Raw genomic sequence first — 15,852 nt, 5'->3', positions numbered from 1 at the left:
GCCCGGTGTACCGCCCCGAGATCGACGTCGAGGCGCTGACGGCCGTCGACGTCCACGTGCACGTCGAGGTCGGTGACCACGGGCACTGCTCGCTGCCGCCGGACCTGGCCGCCGCGGCCGCGCGGTACTTCCGCACCGACGGCATCACCCCCGACCTGGCCTCCATCGCGCAGTTCTACCGCGAGCGCCGGATGGCCGCCGTCGTCTTCACCGTCGACGCCGAGCACCAGCTCGGTCACCCGCCCATCCCCAGCGAGCAGGTCGTGGACCAGGCCGCCGACCACGCCGACGTCCTCATCCCGTTCGGCTCGGTCGACCCGCACCGGCCCGACGCCGTGGACCGGGTGCGGTCCCTGGCCCTGGAGCACGGGGCGCGCGGTTTCAAGCTGCACCCGACCGTGCAGGGCTTCGACCCCTCCGACCCGCGGTACCGCCCGTTCTGGGCGGCGCTGGCCGAACTGCGCCTGCCCGTGGTCGTGCACACCGGTCAGACGGGCATCGGCGCCGGGGTCCGCGGCGGGCACGGTTTCAAGCTGCGGTACTCCGACCCCATGCTGCTGGACGACGTCGCCGCCGAGTTCCCCGACCTGTCGCTGATCTTCGCCCACCCCTCGGTGCCCTGGCAGGACCAGGCCATCTCGATCGCCACCCACAAGGCGAACGTGGCGATCGACCTGTCGGGGTGGCGCCCGAAGTACTTCCCGCCCGCCTTGGTGCGGGCCGCGGACACGTTCCTGCGCGAGCGTGTCCTGTTCGGTTCGGACTTCCCGCTCATCCACCCCGACGTGTGGATGAAGGACTTCGCCGACCTGCCGATCCGCCCCGAGGTGCGGCCCCTGATCCTGCGCGAGAACGCGCTGCGCATCCTCGGGCTGGCCCCCCAGATCCCCACCCACACCGAGGAGGACGCATGAGCGTCGAGAACGGAACCCAGGCCGGCGCCGCGCAGAAGGTCGTGCGCTTCGAGGAACTGGCCGGGCTGGTCGGCACCGGGATCGGGCCCTCGAGCTGGATGGTCGTCGACCAGGAACGCATCGACCGCTTCGCCGTGGCCACCGGTGACGACCAGTGGATCCACACCGACCCCGAGCGCGCCGAGGACGGGCCCTTCGGCGGCACCATCGCCCACGGGTTCCTCACCCTGTCCCTGCTCATCCCGCTGTGGTCGGAGACCTTCGACGTCGAGGGCGTCACGAGCAAGGTCAACTACGGGATGGACCGCGTGCGGTTCACCGCCCCGGTGCCGGCCGGTTCCCGGGTGCGTCTGAGCGGGACCCTGAAGGACGTCACCGAGGTCAAGGGCGGGGTGCAGCTGACGGTGGCGGCCGTCATCGAGATCGAGGGCCAGGAGCGCCCGGCCGTGGTCGTGGACTTCCTCGCCCGCTTCTACGCCTGACCTGCCCCCACCTCGTCCCGGTCCGTCCCCCGGCCCCGCGCCCTCGGTGCGGGGCCGGGGGACGGGCCGGGACGTGCGGTTGGATGTGCCGGTGACCAGTGCGACCGACGTGACCCTGCTGTACCTGCTCAAGCAGGTCGAGCTCGCCATCCGCAACCGCCTCGACGCTGTCGTCGGGAGGCACGGGCTGACGTCGCTGCAGTACACGGCGCTGACCGTCCTGGAACGCCACCCCGGGATGACGTCGGCGGACCTGGCCCGCAACTCGTTCGTGCGGGCCCAGACGATGGCGCAGATGGTCGTGGACCTGGAGGCCAAGGGCCACGTGCGGCGCGACGTCGACGAACGGTCCCGGCGCCGGATGCTGCTGACGTTGACCCCGCAGGCCCAGCGGATCCTGGAGGAGCTGCGCGGGCCGGTGGGCGAGATCGAGGCCGAGATGGTGGCCGGTCTGGGCTCGCGCGAGCGCGAGACGTTCCGCAAGGCGCTGCAGGTCTCCCGGCGGGCGCTGGGGCAGACACCGGCCCGGTGAGGGCGCCGGCGGCGCGGGCCGTAGGGTGCGCCGGTGCCCCGCCACGACCGAGACGAGATCGCCCGCCGGGCCGGGTACGCCACCTGGCGCGAGGCCGTGCAGGCCACTGCCGGCCTGCCGCAGCAGGAGGCGGGGCGGCTGCTGGGCGTGAGCCACCCCACGATCCGGGTGTGGCGGGCCGAGCTGGGCCTGGACCGGGCCGCCGCCCGCCCCTCCCCGGCCCAGAGCGCAGAGGCTTTCCGCCAGGACGGGCACGACGCCCGGCACGGCACCGCCAACGGCTACCGCAACCTGGGCTGCCGGTGCGAGCGGTGCACCGCGGCGTGGACCGCCTACCAGCGCGACCGGCGCGGTTGACCGGCGCGCGGGCCCGGTCCGGGGGTCAGCCCTCGGTCGTGACGCCCGTGGCGGCGTCCAGCGCTTGTCGCGGGTCCGTCCCGTCGGCCTGCGCGGCCACGACGGTGTCGATGAACCCGGTCAGGGCCTCCTGCACCGGCACGTCGCCGCGGGCCTCCCAGTGCTCGTGCTGGACGGCTTCGGCGAACCGGGCGAAGCCGTCGGCCGCGGCCGAGCGGTCGGCGTAGGTGCCGTCGGTGGCCTGCAGCCAGTGCTGCCAGGCGGCGGGGAAGGCCAGGCCCTGCTCGGGGGACTCCGCGAACCTCAGCACCGTGCCGGTCGTCTCGGCGTCCAGGCCGTGCGGGGCGAAGGCCAGCGTGGTCGCCGCCTGCGGGTGGTCGGCGATGACGTCCAGGGTGCCGGCCCTCTCGGCCTCGTCGAGGAACCGCTCGAGGCTGCGGTGGTTCCCTGCCGGCCAGGGCATCTTGTTCGCGCAGTGCGTCCGCCGCGTCGTCGCCATGCCCGGATCATGTCACGGTCGCGGGCCGGCGGGGTCGGTGGCCAGTGTCCGCAGGGCCGCGTAGGACCGGCTGGCCGCGGCCGCCGCTCGCAGCTCGTCGGCGCCGGCGTCGACGTACTGCTGGGACGTGGCCAGGCTCCGGTGCCCCAGCAGTCGCATGACCTCCACCGCGCTGGCCCCACCGGCCACGACGCGGGTGGCGAAGGTGTGCCGCAGCGCGTGGACCATCGCGCCGCGCTGCACGCGGTCGCTGACCCCGGCGGCGCGGTAGCACTGCTCCACGAGGTACTGCAGCTGGTGCCGGGACAGTTCCCGGCCGCGGGTGTCGACGAACAGGGGGGCGTCCTGGCGCGGACCCCGGGGCGTCGGGAACCGCCGGGCCCTCCCGGTCAGGTACCGGTCGAGGAGTTCGCCCAGGGCTTCCTCCACCGGCAGGCTGCGTTCGGCACCTCCCTTACCCCGCACCCGGATCCGGCGTTCCCCGGCCGTCCCGGCCAGGTCCCCGATGCGCAGGCCCACGAGTTCGGCGCTGCGGATCCCGGTGACCAGCAACGTCGCCACGACCGCGAGGTCGCGTTCGGGCCACGGGTCGCGCGCGCGGCGCCCGGCGGCGACGGCGTCCAGCAGCACCTCCGGCGTGTCGTTGCCCCGCAACGGTTTGGGGCTCTGCTGGACGGGGCGGGGCCGGTGCACCCCGGCCATCGGGTTGCCCGGCAGGACGTCCTCGGCGACGAGGAACCCGCAGAACCCGTTCCACGTCGACCAGCAGCGCGCGATGGAACTGCGCGCGTGGTCGAGGGAGAAGTCGGCGAAGGCCGCGCGCAGGGCGGGGGTGGTCAGGTCACCCACGAGGGGGTCGTCGACACCGACGGCCGCGGCCAGGCGGGGAGCGATGCCGGCGATGTCGCGGGCGCGGGCGGCGAGGGTGTTGGGGGAGTCCTTGCGGGGGAGTCGGGCCACTTCGTAGGCGCGGACCGCGACCGGCAGCGCCGAGGAGGTGGTGAGGGACTCGAGAACCCCGGGGTGCAGGGGAGCCATGTCAGTGACGATACGCGACGGGGGAGTGAGGCGTCAAGTTAAAACGTTGCGGCACAACGGGTCTGGGGGACGAACGACCAGAGGTTCCGCATACTCGTCGTTATGCGGAGTTCACGGGCGGGGCGCTCGAAGGGTTCGGTCGCGTCGTCGGTCGTGTGGACGGCTCAGGTTCATCGAACTCGCGGGAACGTGCTGGAGTTCGAGCCGCGACGGACGACGGGCACGACGGCCGGGCTGATGGGGCGCTGACCGGCGACGGTGACCGGTGGCCGGTGCTGCAGCGACCGGGATCACGACGACAGTCACCGGCGATCAGGAGGAACCGTCGGGCCTCGGTGGAACGTCTCGGGAGCCACCGTAAGTTCTCGCCGGTCGATGCGTCCCACGTGGACGTCGGCACGTCGGCGCGTGGTGCTCACCTCGAAGGTGACCTGTCGACGGTGACCTGGCGCAAATCGGCCCGCACCGGGACGGATCGGCCTCGATCGGGCCCTCAGGCGGCGCTGCAGCATTAGCCGATAATCATCATTATGACAACTAGCCGTTGACGGCCGCTCCTCGGCGACCACGCCTGTTGTCCCGCCTCAGGCACTTGTCCGAGCGGGTGCGACCGAGGACGGCCACCGACGTCGTCAACGACTCGCTCACCGGACGCCCGCGGTGAGCGGTCCTGGTCCTGCCCGCCTCCAGCAGCCGCATCGGAACCGACCGGGTACGACTGCTCGCCGACCACGGCGCCGCAGCCATGCCGCTGCGGTGGTTCGGCGAGGCGGCACCTGCGCACCGCGCTGCACCTGACGTGAGCCGCCGCTCATCACACCGGCACCCTGCTACGACGAGACGACCACTGTCGCCAACAGGCAGGGGGTCTCCTGCCCCGGGTCGTGACCGGTTCCAGCACCAGGCCCTGCTCGGTGGCGGCGAACAGGTCGGCCTCGCGGCCACCGGTCACGATCGTGGTGACCAGGGCGCTGACGTGGACGGGGTCGTGGCAGCAGTCGTAGATCCAACGCTGGCCGAGAGTCGTGTGCGTCATCGTGGTGATGAGGGAGTCCTCGGCTCCCGCGCGAGGGGCGCCGCGGTAGGTCAGCGGCACCTGCAGCACCTGCCCGTCGGCGCCGGCCAGCAGGTGCGTCTCCATCCCCACCTCACCGTCGGGGTCGTCGAAGCGTACGAGCCGAGCTTGGTCAGGACGGAGGTGTCGGAGTCTCCGGTCCAGGGTTGGTGTGGAACCCAGGCCTGCAGCAGTTCCCGCTCGGACGGCACGATCGTCGCCGGGTGATGGACAGCCATCGCGCGATCGTGGCAGAAGGGCGCTTCTCCTGCGGGGACCCGACGCGTCTGGCGCAGCACGCGCGATGTGCGGTCACTGCGCCCGATGACTGGGTGGAGAACACCTGGTCCCGCTCCCCCGGAACGTATCGACGAACAGGTGGTGCCCCGGACGTCCCCGACGGCCGGCGACTTCCGCCGGTGTCTGGTCAGCACCCGACGCGTGAACCCCGAAACCACCCTCTGCCGCGCGGCCCGCGCCTGGAACAGCGCCACGGATTCCGCCGCACCGGTGAGACCGCGATGTTCCGCGAGCGGATCCCGATCGCCTCGATGCCCAGGGATGCGCGCCGTGAGGCGAACAGTCGCCTCCCCCTGCAGCAGACCCTTCCGCTGCGCCGGTCCCGGTCGTGCCCGTCGGGGTGAGCGGCGGATCCCCAGTCAGGATCCATTCTCAAGAATTCGGTGGTCGGGTCCTGCTCCCGGCGACCGCGGCGACGCACGAGGAGGACGGGATGAGAGCGGATCGGCGGACGGTCGCGGGGCTGGTCGGGCTGGTGGTCCTGATGGCCGGGTGTGCGAGCCAGGAGAGCGCGACCCCCGGGACCGCGGGAACTCCGGAGACCTCGACGTCCAGCGACGCGGACGCCGGGCACGAGCACGAGCACGAGGGTCACGACCACTCCGGTCACGACCACTCGGGTCACGACCACGCCCCGGCCGGTGGTCCGGCACCCGAGGGCATCGCGGTCGCGGCGGCGCCGTCCCACCCGGTGGGTTCGCAGGTGGTGTTGCGGGCCGACCACGTGCCGGGGATGGACGGCGTCGAGGCCACGGTCGTCGGCGCGTTCGACACGTACACCTACGAGGTGGACTAGATCCCGACCACCGGCGGGGAGCCGGTCCTGAACCACCGCTGGGTCGTCCAGGAGGAGTTGCGAGGGGTCGGGGACGCGAGACTGCCCGACGGGGCGCAGGTCGTCCTGGACGCCACGCACATGACCGGCATGCAGGGCGCGACGGCCACCGTCTCCGGTTCGACGGACGAGACCACGTACATGGTCGACGTCGAGGCCGACGGGATGACGATGGTGAACCACAAGTGGGTGGTCGAGAGCGAGATCGAGCCGGCGTCCTGAGCTCGACGTCCGGGGAACGGTGCCACCGCCACCGACCGCACGTTCCCCAGTCCCTGCACCGCGTCCCGCCGCGTTCGACCCGGACCCCGGGGTCGTGCCGATGCGAGTGTCGGTGTCCAGGGCCTGCGGGGGTGGGCACCTCAGTCGCGCGAGGGCGCCGGCGCGGGAACCGCACCGCGGCCCGCGCGCAGGGGCCGCCAGGCCACCCACCCGCGGGTGAGCACGTAGGCGGCGGCCCCGCTCAGGACGAGCCACCCGTCGATGAGGGCCGTCTCCCGGGCCTCGGGCACCGTTCCGAGGACGAGGGCGAAGGTGGTGATCGCCACCTTGTGCAGGAAGATCAGCTCCCAGGCGCCCGGGGTCCTGCGCGGCCACAGGGTGACCATGGTCCACAGGCTGAAGAAGACCAGGAAACCGAAGGTCCGCCAGGCCTGCACGACGAGGTCCTCGGGGGCGGACTGGGTCAGCCGGTAGACGCCGTACCCCAGCGCGAGCAGGGTCAGGACCGCGTTCAGCCCCGTCAGGACCCGGCTGATCCTGTCGGCGAGCACGCTGCGACGGTCGGGGTCGACCCGGTCCGGGCGTGCTGCGGTCACTGCCGGGGCGGTGGTCGTGCGGACTGCGTCCATGTCGTTCGTCTCCTCCGTGCCGGTCTCGAAGCGGGGCGTTCCCGTCGAGGTGGGTGGGGGCGGCCACGGGCCAGACGTGGCGGCCTTGGACCTAACGCCGGTAGAACTTCTAACGACGTTAGATTCACATCGGCGGTCACCGCTGTCAAGACCCTGGCCACCACCGGGGACGACCACCGGGAGTGAGCCGGTCGCCGACTGCGTGGCAGCCTTCGGACGTGCTCAGCCGTGAGGACGACGAACCGGACCCCGGCGGCGGCCCACGTCGCCTGCTGCTGCTGACGGCCGGCTCCCGCGGCGACGTGGAACCGTTCGTGGAACTGGCGCGCGAGGCCTCCCGCCGCGGCCACCACGTGGTGCTGGCCGCCACCGGCAGCATGACGGCCGGGCTCGGACCCCAGCCGTTCGAGGTGGTCGTCCTCGACGGTGACCTCGGCGGCTTGATCACGACCCAGGGCGTCTCGCCCGTCGCGGCACTGCGGTCGTGGCGCTCCACGGTCCACCCGGCGTTGCGGGGGTTGCTGGCCTCGGCGGCCCGGACGGCTCTGGACGTGCAGCCGGACGTGCTCGTCGCCCACCCCAAGGTGCTCTCGGCTCCCCTGGCCGCGGCGGTGCTCGACGTGCCCCACGTCGTCGTGGAGACCGTCCCCACCCTCACCCCGACCGGTGACTTCCCCGCCGCGGGCATCGCCTCCCGCGACCTGGGCCGGCACGTGAACCGGCTCACCTACCGCGCCACCGCCGGCGCGGCGGCGGTGCTCGGCCCGGACCTGCGGCGCCTGCGCGTCGCGCACGGTCTCCCCCGCACGGCGTCCCTGCCGCCCCCTGCCGCGGTGCTCTGCCCCGTCAGCCCGGTCCTGGTCCCCCGCCCCGGGGACTGGCCGGGCACCGCTCACCTCACCGGGCCGTGGCAGGACGCCACCGCTGCCCGCCCGAGCGCGGAGGTGGACGGGTTCCTCACCGCGGCGCACCGCGACGGTGCCCCGGTCGTCGTCGCCGGGTTCGGTTCGATGGCGACGGGCGTGGCCGCGGCCCGGGAACGCAGCCGGGTGGTGGTCCGCGCGGCCCGGGCGATCAGGGCCCGCGTGCTGGTCGTGACGGGGTGGGGCGGCCTGGACGCCGGCGCGGCCCGGACGGCGGGCGGGGCCGGGCACGACGTGCTCGTCGCGTCCTCGATCCCCCACGCCAGCGTTCTGCCCCGGGTGGACGTCGTCGTGCACCACGCAGGGGCGGGCACCGTCCACGCCGTGGCCCGTGCCGGCGCGGTCTCGGTGCTCGTCCCCTTCATCGCCGACCAACCGTGGTGGGCCGCCCGGTTGCACCACCGCGGGCTGAGCCCTGCCCCGGTGCCCGCGCGCGAACTCACGGTGGACCGGCTGACGCAGCGGCTCCTGGCCGCGGCCGGACACCGGCAGGTGGCGGCTTCGACGGCGCGGGCCATGACCGGTGAGCAGGGGGCGAGCACCGCGGTCGACATCCTCGAGGGACTGCGCTGACCGCCGAACGCGGGCAACCCCGCGGGTCCACCGTCGCCCCTACCGGAGTTCCCCCCGGTGCGGTAGGAAGCTGCGGTAGGAACAGGCGTCGAAGGAGAACCTCCCCCGTCCCTCAGCCAGGGAAGGACCACCGTGGAACAGCGCGTCCAGGACCGTCGCCCACCCCGCTGGCTCACCCGGTACGTCGCCAACCCCCTGGTGCGGCGCCTGGCGCCGACCCGCCTCGGTGCCCGCCTGCCGGTGGCGGTGCTGACGGTCACCGGCAGGCGCAGCGGCCGACGTTTCGAGGTCCCCGTCACCGTGCACCGGGTGGCCGGGCGACGGCTGGTCTTCACGGCTGCTCCGTGGCGGGTGAACTTCCGCGGCGGCGCCACCGCCGAACTGCTCGAGGCCGGGCAGCGCAGGACGGTGCGGGTGCACCTGGTGGAGGACCCCGCAGAGGTGGGCGCCCTCGTCCGCGCCGCCGTCGCCGAAGGCCTCAGCCCCGCCCGGATCGCCCTGGCCGTACCCGCGGGTCACGACCCCAGCGACGAGGAACTCGCCGCACGACGTCACGTCCTGGTGCTGACCTGATCCTGCGTCTCGACAACCCCACGGTCGTCCCGCTGTCGAGGCCCCACCCCGCGGCTCGTCGGGGTCCTTCCGGCGAGGTGCGCATCGTGGGAGTCTTCGGCCCGTGACGAACCCCGGTGGGACGCACGAGGACGTGCTGAACGGCACGTCGCCGGTGTTGTCCGACACCGAACGCGCGGTGCTGGGCGACGTCACGGTGACGCAGGTGCGCGGACGCCACGTCCCTGCTGGCCGCAGCCGGCTACCCGTGCCCCCGCCCCTGGCCGGGTCCTGACGAGGTCGAGGGCCACGTGCTGGTCGCACAAGAACTCCTCGACCGCGGCGAAACCCCTGACGGGTCGGCCCCGGGCGTCCGGCGGTTGCTGGCGGAGGGGCTGGCCCAGCACATCGAGCTCCTGCGCCGGGACGGCACCCTGCTCGCGCGGGCAGGTGCCGGGCCGTCGTGGTGCCGGTACCAGAACGGCCCGTGGCCGACCCCGCACGACCCGATCGTGGACTTCACCACCTGCCCCCCGGGCTACGCGTGGCTCGACGCATTCGCCCGGCGCGCCAGCGAGCAGGTGCTGACCCATCGACGTCGCGAACTCGTCGTGGGCCACGCCGACTGGTACGCGGGCAACTGCGCCGTCGCCGACGGGAAACTGGTCGCCACCTTCGACTGGGAACTCATCGCCGACGCCGAGGCGGTCGTCGCCGGGTTCGCCGCCTCGTCCTACGCCTCCAGCTCCAGCAGTGGCGGAGGGCTGTCCACCCCGGAGGAGACCCTGGAGTTCCTGCGGGACTACGAGGTGGCCCGCGGTCGCCCCTTCGACGGGGCCGAACAGCGCACCGCAGCCGCGGCGGCGGCGTGGATCGTGGCCTTCAACGCCCGCTGGGAGACCGCGATGCGTCCCGGCCTGCAGGACGGGGCCACCACCGCCCTCCTGCGCGAGCGCAGCCACGACCACCTCGCCCTGACCTGGTGACGCGGGGCGCCTCGAGGCGGTCGCCGCCACGCCCACCGCGTCCGACCCTGTCGGTGGCGCGCGGCCGCTGCCATGCTGCCGCCATGAGCGAGATCACCCGCCTGCGCCCGGACGGACTCGTCCGCTCCCCCGCCTTCACCCACGTCGCCGTCGTGCCGCCGGGGGCGACCACGATCCACGTCGGCGGTCAGAACGCCGTCGACGCCGACGGTGCGCTCGTCGGTGGTGACGACGTCGCGGCCCAGACACGACGCGTCATGGAGAACGTGCGCCTCGCCCTGGCCGCCACCGGGGCGAGCGTGCACGACCTCATCTCGGTCACCGTCCTCCTCCTCGACACCGCCGACCTGGCCGCCGCCTACCCGGCCGCGGCCGCCGGCCTGGAGGGTGCCGCCCCCCTGGTGCAGGTCGCCCGGGTGAGCGGGCTCAGCGTCCCCGGTGCGCTGCTGGAGGTCAGTGCCGTGGCCGCCGTCACTGCGGTCCCCGCCAGGACCCCCGAGGCCGGGTAGTCCCGCTCCGCTCCTGCTGCCGATCTGGGTGGTCTGACCGGCGCCGACGCCCGCCGGGCAGCCTCCGGGCAGACTGGTGGGGTGGATGAGCAGCGGGCCGGAGGGCCACCGGTGACGACGATGGGCATCGCCGAGGTGGTGGACCGGCTGGGGATCAGCGCGCACACCCTGCGCTACTACGAGACCGCGGGGCTGCTGGTGGACCCGCCGGGGCGGGACGGGTCCGGCCACCGCTGCTACACCGACGCCCACCTGCGCTGGATCACCATGGTGCAGCGGCTGCGGGCCACCGGGATGCCGGTGCGGGGAGTGCGCGCCTACGCCGACCTGTGCCGGGCCGGGGCGGGCAACGAGGACGCCCGCCTGACCCTCCTGTACGCCCACCGCGACCAGGTGCGCGCTCAGCTCGCCGAGGTCGCCACCCACCTGGAGGCCATCGAGACGAAGATCGCGCTCTACGAGGGGTCGGTGGCGGGAGCCTCGGTCCCGGCTTGACCTCGAGCGCGCTCGAAGGCGCAGGGTTCCGGTCATGAGCGAACACCTGCCGACCAGGGTCCTGGGCAGCGCCGAGCACGGCACCGCCCTGTCCGTCTCCGCCCTCGGCCTCGGCTGCATGGGCATGAGCGAGTTCTACGGCACCGGCGACGAGCAGGAGTCGGTCGCCACCATCGCCGCCTTCCTCGACGCCGGCGGGACCTTCCTGGACACCGCCGACATGTACGGGCCCTTCACCAACGAGGAGCTCCTCGGACGCGCGATCGCCTCCCGCCGCGACGACGTCGTCCTCGCCACGAAGTTCGGCAACGAACGTCGACCCGACGGGACCCGCCGCGTCAACGGAACCCCCGAGTACGTGCGCGCGGCCTGCGACGCGAGCCTGCGGCGCCTCGGCGTCGAGCACATCGACCTGTACTACCAGCACCGCGTCGACCCGACCGTCCCCGTGGAGGAGACGTGGGGTGCGATGGCCGGGCTCGTCGACGCCGGCAAGGTCCGCCACCTCGGCATCAGTGAGGCCGCCCCTGACACCGTCCGCCGCGCCCACGCCACCCACCCCGTCACGGCCGTGCAGACCGAGTGGTCGCTGTGGACGCGCGACGTGGAGGAGAACGGCGTCCTGGCCGCCGTGCGCGAGCTCGGGATCGGGTTCGTCCCCTACTCCCCGCTGGGCCGGGGGTTCCTCTCCGGCGCGATCCGCAGCCTCGACGACCTCGCCGACGACGACTTCCGCCGTACCAACCCCCGCTTCCAGGGCGAGAACTTCCAGCGCAACCTGGAACTCGTCGAGGAGGTGCGTGCCCTGGCCGCCGACCGCGACGTGACCGCCGGGCAGGTGGCGCTGGCCTGGCTGCTCGCCCAGGGCGAGGACGTCGTCCCCATCCCCGGCACCAAGCGCCGCACGTACCTGGCGGAGAACCTCGCCGCGGTGGACGTGCGGCTCACCGCCGAGGACCTCGCCCGCCTCGACGCGGTCCTGCCGGTCGGCGTGACGGCCGGGGACCGCTACCCGGACATGTCCAGCGTGCACCGCTGACGCGGCCGCGCGGTCACCGGCGGGGCGCGGGGGTGGCGGGGGTCCACTGCTGCGACCCGACCGTGGTGCGGGCGTAGTCGACCAGGGCCCGGGCCCGTTCCGTCAGGCGCGCTCCCCGGGGCCAGGCCACGACGACCGCTGCGGGGGGCAGGGGCGGCACGATCCGCTTCGCCACGAGCGGGCGACCCTCGTAGCTCTCGTCGATGGTGGGTTTCTGGATCATGATGCTGTAGCCGAAACCCCGGGCGACGAGCGAGCGGGCCAGTTCGTAGTTCGCCGTCCGGTGCGCCACCACGGGGTTCACGCCGGCCCTGGACAGCATCTCCAGGGTGTGCACGTCGCTGGGCGGCAGGTCCAGCAGGATGAGCGGTTCGTCCTGCACCTGCGTCAACCGCACGGCCTCGGCCGCCGCCAGCCGGTGGTCGGCCGGCAGGAGGACGTGCCCCTCGGTCTCGTACAGCACCACGTGCTCCAGGTCGGCGGGCAGACCGAACCGGTAGGCGATGACGACGTCGAGCTGCCCGTCGTGCAGGCGGCCGACCAGGTCGGTGACCGTCCCGTCCACCACCCCCAGTTCCAGCCCGGGGTGGGTGCGACGGAAACCGTCCATGAGCGGGGGCAGCACGGTGGCGGCCAGGGTCGAGTAGCACCCGACGCCGACCGGGCCGCTCAACGTCCCGTCGACGCTGCCCAGCGTCTGGTGCATCTCCTCGGCCTCGCGCAGCAACGCCCGCGCCTTGGGCAGCATGTGCGCACCCGTCGGGGTCAACGTCAGACCGCGGGCGCGGTGGCGCACGCACAGGTCCGTCCCCAGGGCCGTCTCCAGTTCCCGCACGGCGGTCGAGACCGCGTTCGGGGTCAGGTACAGCGCCTGGGCCGCCGCGGCGAACGACCCGTGGTCCGCCGCGGCGCAGAACAACTGCAACTGGCGGAGGGTGAACGTGGGGGCCGCCGGCATGGGCGAACCCTACTGCCGGCCCCCTGCCACCAAACCCCTGCCACCAAACCCCTGCCGCCAGCCCCGACCGCGGATCAGCCCGGGGACTGCTCGTGCAGCAGGGCGACGGCCTCGGCCCGTGAGGAGACCCCGAGCTTGCGCAGGACGTTGGCCACGTGGAACTTCACGGTGTTCTCGCTGATCCCCAGCGTCGTGGCGATGGCCCGGTTCCGGGCCCCGTCGGCCAGGTGCCGCAGCACCTCCTGCTCGCGCGGCTGCAACCCGGCCAGCCGCGGCCGCTCGGGGACCGCCGCCGCGTCCAGCGGCAGGCGGGCGCTCAGCCGCGAACCCCAGCCGGGGACGATCTCGGTGCTCACCTCTCCCCCCAGCGCGCTGACCCGCGCCCGGACGTCGCCGGAGGCGATGTCGGCCTCGCGCAGGCGCCCTCCCCCGTCGTCGCGCAGGTCGAACAGGAGGTTGCGGCCGTCGCAGTCCCACTGCACGCGCAGGCGTCGCACCCCCTCCTGGGCGACCATCACGAGGATCGCCTCGCGCAGCACCGCCCGCGCCGCGTTGGCGACCTCCCCGGGCACGGGCCGGCCGTCAGCGGGTGGTTCGACGAAGTCCAGTTCGACGTCGCGGTGCTTCACGAGCGATTCGACCTGCGCCCGCAGGACGGAGAAGGCCCGCAGCGCCGGTTCCTCGGTGAACGCCCGGTTCGCGTCGCGCAGGCGGCGCTGGGCCAGGACGGCCTGCGAGGCGATCTCCTCGGCCCGCGCGCGGGCCGTCGCGTCGTCCAGGGTCGCCGACCGCAGGACGCCGAGCAGGGTCTCCAGGGTCGTCAGCTGCAGTTCGGTGGACTCCGCGACCGCCCGGGCCCGTTCCGCGGAGGCGGCCCGGGAGTCCGCGAGGTACTGCGGGCCCGCGAAACCCACCCGGTGCGCGATGCTGAGGGCGGCGATCTCGAACAGGTCGCGCACGGCCTCCCACGACGCGCCCGGCCGCGGTCGCGGGTCCACCAGCACCAGCAGGGTGCGCCCGTCCCGGGCCACCCGGGCGTGGACGACGTGCTCGGCACCGGCGACGCGCGCCGGGCCGTCGAGGACGCCACCGGCCGCCAGGACGAGGTCCAGGACCGCCACCATCTCCGCGATCGTCACCCGCTCGGTGATCTGCGGGCGGCCGGCGGTCTTGCGCGGGTGACCCGTGCACCGTTCGGTGAAGACCACCAGGGCCTCGTGGCGGACCCGTCCGGCCACGTGCCGCGACAAGGCCCCGGCCACCTCCAGCAGCGGGGCCGCCAGGACGTCGCCCGCCATCGTCAGCGCGGTGGACCCGGCCGGTCCGGCCCCGGCCTCCACGGGGGAGCTCACGCGCGCACGATACCCACCGCCACCCGCCGCGACCTGCCCTTCGGAGGAGCCAGGGCGGTGGGCGACCCGTCCGGACGGGTGGGTGGGCGTCCCGTCCGGCCAGCTGCGCGACCGCCCCGTCGCCGGGGAGGGTCGGGGCATGAGCACCACCACCACCGACGACACCACCGGCGAGATCACCTGCGAGATCACCTGCGAGACCACCTGCGAGACCACCTGCGAGACCACCTGCGAGACCACCGGCGCACCGGGTCTGCGGGCCGTCACGACCGCCGACGTGGCGGCGCGGTTCCGCGCCGACGCCGAGACCGTCGTGGCCGAGCTCGCCGGGGTCGTCGCCGCGGTCGACCCCGCCCAGGTGGCCGCCGCGACCGGGGAGCTGCTGCGGGCCCGGCGCGTCTTCGCGACCGGTTCGGGACGCAGCGGTCTGGCCGTGTCCACCGCCGCGATGCGCTGGATGCACCTGGGGCTGACCGTCCACCGCGTCGGTGAGGTCACCGCCCCGGCCATCGGCGCCGGCGACCTCCTCGTCGTCGTGTCGGGGTCGGGGACCACCGGCTCGGCCCTGGCCGCCGCGAGGACCGCCACGGGCGCCGGCGCCCGCGTCCTGGCGGTCACGGCCCTCACCCCCGCCCCGCTCTTCGAGGCCGCCGACGCCACCCTCGTCCTGCCGGCCGCCACGAAGCAGGACCACAGCGGGTCCGCGTCGGTCCAGTACGCCGGGTCGCTGTTCGAGCAATCCGTCGTCGTCGTGCTCGACGCGCTGTTCCACTCCGCCTGGAAGACCAGCGGTCTGGCCGCCGCAGAGCTCTGGCCCCGGCACACGAACCTCGAATGAGGAAAACCCCCACCCACCCCGGAACCCACCCCGCAGGAGGACCCCGTGAAGCTGCAAGTCGCCATCGACCTGCTCACCACCGCCGACGCCCTGGCGCTGTCGCACCAGGTCGCCCCCCACGTCGACATCATCGAACTGGGCACCCCCCTCATCAAGAACGCGGGGCTGAGCGCCATCAGCGCCGTCAAGGCGGCCCACCCCGACAAGCAGGTCTTCGCCGACCTCAAGACCGCCGACGCCGGCGAGCTCGAGGCCGACCTGGCGTTCGCCGCCGGTGCCGACCTCGTCACCGTCCTGGGCTCGGCCGCCGACGCGACCATCGCCGGTGCGGTCAAGGCCGCCCGGGCCCACGGCAAGGGCGTGGTGGCCGACCTCATCAACCACCCCGACCGCGTCCACCGGGCCCGGGAACTGGCCGAGCTCGGCGTGGAGTTCGTGGAGGTCCACGCGGGCCTGGACGAGCAGGCGCAGCCCGGTTACTCCATCGAGGTCCTCCTGCGCGACGGCCGGGAGTCCGGTGTCCCGTTCTCCATCGCCGGCGGGGTGAAGCTGTCGACCATCGCCCAGGTGCAGGCCTCGGGCGCGTCGGTCGCCGTGGCCGGGGCCGCGATCTACGGTGCGCCGGACCCCGCGGCCGCCGCGCGCGAGCTCAAGGAGGCCATCCGGGCCGCCGAGCCCGCCGCCGTCTGACCCCGGCCACGGATCCGTCGGGACCGACGGACCCGCCGGGACCTGACGTGGGGGGGGGCGGGGGCCGCGCCCGGG

The 15,852-nt window shown here is 73.9% G+C and carries 21 protein-coding genes; 15 read left to right on the top strand and 6 right to left on the bottom strand.

Annotated features, from left to right (window positions below; all coding sequences use genetic code 11):
• Positions 1–5 precede the first annotated feature (5 nt).
• The 4 genes from AB2L27_RS14640 to AB2L27_RS14625 all read left to right on the top strand — a co-directional run bounded on the left by AB2L27_RS14640 (position 6) and on the right by AB2L27_RS14625 (position 2,285).
• The gene (locus AB2L27_RS14640) at positions 6–914 is read left to right on the top strand and encodes an amidohydrolase family protein (protein WP_370442221.1); all 909 of its coding nucleotides are present in this window, start codon (positions 6–8) and stop codon (positions 912–914) included.
• The gene (locus AB2L27_RS14635; RefSeq protein ID WP_370442220.1) at positions 911–1,396 is read left to right on the top strand and encodes a MaoC family dehydratase; all 486 of its coding nucleotides are present in this window, start codon (positions 911–913) and stop codon (positions 1,394–1,396) included. The genes AB2L27_RS14640 and AB2L27_RS14635 overlap by 4 nt, the downstream gene beginning before the upstream one ends.
• Positions 1,397–1,487: 91 nt before the next feature.
• A complete protein-coding gene (locus AB2L27_RS14630; protein WP_370442219.1) occupies positions 1,488–1,928 on the top strand; it encodes a MarR family winged helix-turn-helix transcriptional regulator in 441 nt (146 codons plus the stop codon).
• Between the two features lie 33 nt (positions 1,929–1,961).
• Positions 1,962–2,285, top strand: a complete 324-nt coding sequence (locus tag AB2L27_RS14625; RefSeq protein WP_370442218.1) for a hypothetical protein — start codon at positions 1,962–1,964, stop codon at positions 2,283–2,285.
• Between the two features lie 25 nt (positions 2,286–2,310).
• On the opposite strand, the gene AB2L27_RS14620 is transcribed toward AB2L27_RS14625, so the two are convergent.
• The 3 genes from AB2L27_RS14620 to AB2L27_RS14610 all read right to left on the bottom strand — a co-directional run bounded on the left by AB2L27_RS14620 (position 2,311) and on the right by AB2L27_RS14610 (position 4,963).
• A complete protein-coding gene (locus AB2L27_RS14620; RefSeq protein WP_370442217.1) occupies positions 2,311–2,784 on the bottom strand; it encodes a hypothetical protein in 474 nt (157 codons plus the stop codon).
• Between the two features lie 12 nt (positions 2,785–2,796).
• Positions 2,797–3,822, bottom strand: a complete 1,026-nt coding sequence (locus AB2L27_RS14615) for a tyrosine-type recombinase/integrase (protein WP_370442216.1) — start codon at positions 3,820–3,822, stop codon at positions 2,797–2,799.
• Positions 3,823–4,636: 814 nt separating this feature from the next.
• Entirely contained in the window at positions 4,637–4,963 is a 327-nt protein-coding gene (locus tag AB2L27_RS14610) for a maltokinase N-terminal cap-like domain-containing protein (protein ID WP_370442215.1), read from the bottom strand.
• Positions 4,964–5,609: 646 nt separating this feature from the next.
• Between AB2L27_RS14610 and AB2L27_RS14605 the strand changes: the two genes are divergently transcribed.
• Positions 5,610–5,972: a DUF1541 domain-containing protein gene (locus AB2L27_RS14605; RefSeq protein WP_370442214.1), complete on the top strand. Its 363-nt coding sequence runs from the start codon at positions 5,610–5,612 to the stop codon at positions 5,970–5,972.
• Positions 5,973–6,029: 57 nt separating this feature from the next.
• Complete coding sequence (locus AB2L27_RS14600; protein ID WP_370442213.1) at positions 6,030–6,233, top strand: DUF1541 domain-containing protein; 204 nt, start codon at positions 6,030–6,032, stop codon at positions 6,231–6,233.
• Between the two features lie 140 nt (positions 6,234–6,373).
• Here AB2L27_RS14600 and AB2L27_RS14595 read toward each other — a convergent pair whose 3' ends face one another.
• The gene (locus tag AB2L27_RS14595) at positions 6,374–6,784 is read right to left on the bottom strand and encodes a hypothetical protein (RefSeq protein WP_370442212.1); all 411 of its coding nucleotides are present in this window, start codon (positions 6,782–6,784) and stop codon (positions 6,374–6,376) included.
• A gap of 296 nt (positions 6,785–7,080) precedes the next feature.
• Between AB2L27_RS14595 and AB2L27_RS14590 the strand changes: the two genes are divergently transcribed.
• The 7 genes from AB2L27_RS14590 to AB2L27_RS14560 all read left to right on the top strand — a co-directional run bounded on the left by AB2L27_RS14590 (position 7,081) and on the right by AB2L27_RS14560 (position 11,939).
• Entirely contained in the window at positions 7,081–8,358 is a 1,278-nt protein-coding gene (locus tag AB2L27_RS14590) for a glycosyltransferase (RefSeq protein WP_370442211.1), read from the top strand.
• A gap of 132 nt (positions 8,359–8,490) precedes the next feature.
• The gene (locus AB2L27_RS14585; protein WP_370442210.1) at positions 8,491–8,931 is read left to right on the top strand and encodes a grhN; all 441 of its coding nucleotides are present in this window, start codon (positions 8,491–8,493) and stop codon (positions 8,929–8,931) included.
• Between the two features lie 103 nt (positions 8,932–9,034).
• Complete coding sequence (locus AB2L27_RS14580) at positions 9,035–9,205, top strand: hypothetical protein (RefSeq protein WP_370442209.1); 171 nt, start codon at positions 9,035–9,037, stop codon at positions 9,203–9,205.
• A gap of 16 nt (positions 9,206–9,221) precedes the next feature.
• Complete coding sequence (locus AB2L27_RS14575; RefSeq protein ID WP_370442208.1) at positions 9,222–9,896, top strand: hypothetical protein; 675 nt, start codon at positions 9,222–9,224, stop codon at positions 9,894–9,896.
• 83 nt (positions 9,897–9,979) lie between these two features.
• Complete coding sequence (locus AB2L27_RS14570) at positions 9,980–10,405, top strand: RidA family protein (protein ID WP_370442207.1); 426 nt, start codon at positions 9,980–9,982, stop codon at positions 10,403–10,405.
• An 81-nt stretch (positions 10,406–10,486) separates the two neighbouring features.
• On the top strand, positions 10,487–10,900 hold the full coding sequence (locus tag AB2L27_RS14565; protein WP_370442206.1) for a MerR family transcriptional regulator: 414 nt from the start codon (positions 10,487–10,489) through the stop codon (positions 10,898–10,900).
• Between the two features lie 46 nt (positions 10,901–10,946).
• Entirely contained in the window at positions 10,947–11,939 is a 993-nt protein-coding gene (locus AB2L27_RS14560; RefSeq protein ID WP_370442296.1) for an aldo/keto reductase, read from the top strand.
• A 13-nt stretch (positions 11,940–11,952) separates the two neighbouring features.
• Here AB2L27_RS14560 and AB2L27_RS14555 read toward each other — a convergent pair whose 3' ends face one another.
• Positions 11,953–12,897, bottom strand: coding sequence for a LysR family transcriptional regulator (locus AB2L27_RS14555; protein ID WP_370442205.1), 945 nt, complete (start codon positions 12,895–12,897; stop codon positions 11,953–11,955).
• Positions 12,898–12,971: 74 nt separating this feature from the next.
• Positions 12,972–14,249 carry a helix-turn-helix transcriptional regulator gene (locus AB2L27_RS14550; RefSeq protein ID WP_370442204.1) on the bottom strand — a complete coding sequence of 426 codons (1,278 nt, stop codon included), beginning with the start codon at positions 14,247–14,249 and terminating at the stop codon, positions 12,972–12,974.
• Between the two features lie 139 nt (positions 14,250–14,388).
• On the opposite strand from AB2L27_RS14550, the gene hxlB reads away from it, so the two are divergent.
• The gene (gene hxlB, locus AB2L27_RS14545; RefSeq protein WP_370442203.1) at positions 14,389–15,087 is read left to right on the top strand and encodes a 6-phospho-3-hexuloisomerase; all 699 of its coding nucleotides are present in this window, start codon (positions 14,389–14,391) and stop codon (positions 15,085–15,087) included.
• Between the two features lie 45 nt (positions 15,088–15,132).
• Positions 15,133–15,777, top strand: a complete 645-nt coding sequence (gene hxlA, locus AB2L27_RS14540) for a 3-hexulose-6-phosphate synthase (RefSeq protein WP_370442202.1) — start codon at positions 15,133–15,135, stop codon at positions 15,775–15,777.
• Positions 15,778–15,852 lie beyond the last annotated feature (75 nt).

This window comes from Kineococcus halophytocola (assembly GCF_041276425.1).
In the GTDB taxonomy this organism is placed as follows: domain Bacteria; phylum Actinomycetota; class Actinomycetes; order Actinomycetales; family Kineococcaceae; genus Kineococcus; species Kineococcus halophytocola.
The sequence above is the reverse complement of the archived record's forward strand: the minus strand, read 5'-3'. Positions and strand labels throughout refer to the sequence as shown.